This is a genomic window from Neopusillimonas maritima (assembly GCF_003576595.1).
Taxonomy (GTDB): Bacteria; Pseudomonadota; Gammaproteobacteria; order Burkholderiales; family Burkholderiaceae_B; genus Neopusillimonas; species Neopusillimonas maritima.
In genome coordinates this window covers 1-1,315 of sequence record NZ_NQOU01000023.1, presented here as the reverse complement: position 1 = coordinate 1,315, position 1,315 = coordinate 1, and the positions used below count along the sequence as shown (strand labels likewise).

The 1,315-nt window shown below is 54.8% G+C and carries 1 protein-coding gene; it reads right to left on the bottom strand.

What is annotated here, in order from left to right; genetic code table 11:
- Positions 1 to 259 precede the first annotated feature (259 nt).
- Positions 260 to 1,315, bottom strand: a 1,056-nt coding sequence (locus tag CJO09_RS15830; RefSeq protein ID WP_281270782.1) for a flagellin, incomplete at its 5' end; no start/stop codon positions are given.

Here is a 1,315-nt window from a genome sequence, read left to right as displayed (position 1 = left end):
GTGCCTAAGGCAGACTGCGATTTCTGCAGGTTGTTTTGGGCAACCAGAGAAAGGTAGTTGGTGTTAATTACTGACATAACGGAACCCCCGGCTTGTTGGGTTTCTGCCAGGGCAGTCGTCCAACGGTTTGCCTAATTTTGGTGTTGTTTGTACTGCCGTTGTATCGCGCTGCCCGACTTAACCTTTTGGAGGAGATTAAGTCGGGCTTTTTCTGACGAGTACTTTATTGCCAAGTACGCATCAGTTTGCCGGTTTCAGATTAACGCAGGAGCGAGAGTACGCCCTGAGGAATCTGGTTGGCCTGAGCCAGTACCGAGGTACCTGCTTGTTGCAGGATCTGGGCACGAGTCATGTTGGCCACCTCAACCGAGTAGTCGGCGTCTTGAATACGCGACTGAGCGGCTGACAGGTTGTTGGACGTGGTCTGCAAGTTGGTGATGGCCGATTCGAAACGGTTCTGGATGGCACCCAGATCGGAACGAAGCGAGTCAACTTGAGCCAGCGCGGCGTCGAGCACGTCGAGTGGGTTGTCGGTGCGGGCCCCGGTTGTTGTGGAATCCAGGGTGAACTCACCGTCTCCGTCAACGTAAACCTGAGCACCTGCGTCGTCAGTAACCACACCGCTTTCTTGTGCAAAGTAAGTGGTGGTTGTAGTCGTGTCGGTTGTCAAAGCACCGTCAGCATCTGTGTACATTACAGCGTTGGTTGCGTCTTCAACAGCACCGCCGATTTCAACGTCGTATGTGTCTGCACCCAAGGTAACAGAGTATGCAGTCGCGCCGTTAGCAGCGTCAGCCAGGTTTTGCAAACCATCTTTGCTGATTGATGCGCCTGTTACGTCGATTGCTGCACCATCGCCTGTGTAAGTTGTGTTGCCTACAGTAATGGTGTCGCCGGCACCGCCGGCGCCAGCCAAGGCAGCTGCAACGTTGGTTGCAGTAGCGGCAGGGTCAGTTCCAGCGTTGTTCTTGGTCAGGTTGCCAGTGGCATCGAGATAAAGCACTGCACCATCGTCAGCGGCGGTGAAATTGCCATTGCTGTCGATTAGAACGTCTTGGCTGGAGCCACCAATGGTGACAGTAGCTTCTGTTGTGCCGCCTGTTGCAGGCGTAAGTGCGGTGGCTACGGCAGCAGCGCCGGCGTCTGCAGCATCAAACGAGAAGCTGTCAGTGTCGGCGTCGTAGGTGTAGTTTGCTGTTGCAGCTACGCCATAACCTGTATCTGTGCCTGTGTAAGCCACGGTATCGCCGTCTGCCAATGCGGCGAACAGGTTGTCGGAAGTGGCTGCGTCGTTGTTTGTGTCTTTCGTGTAGGT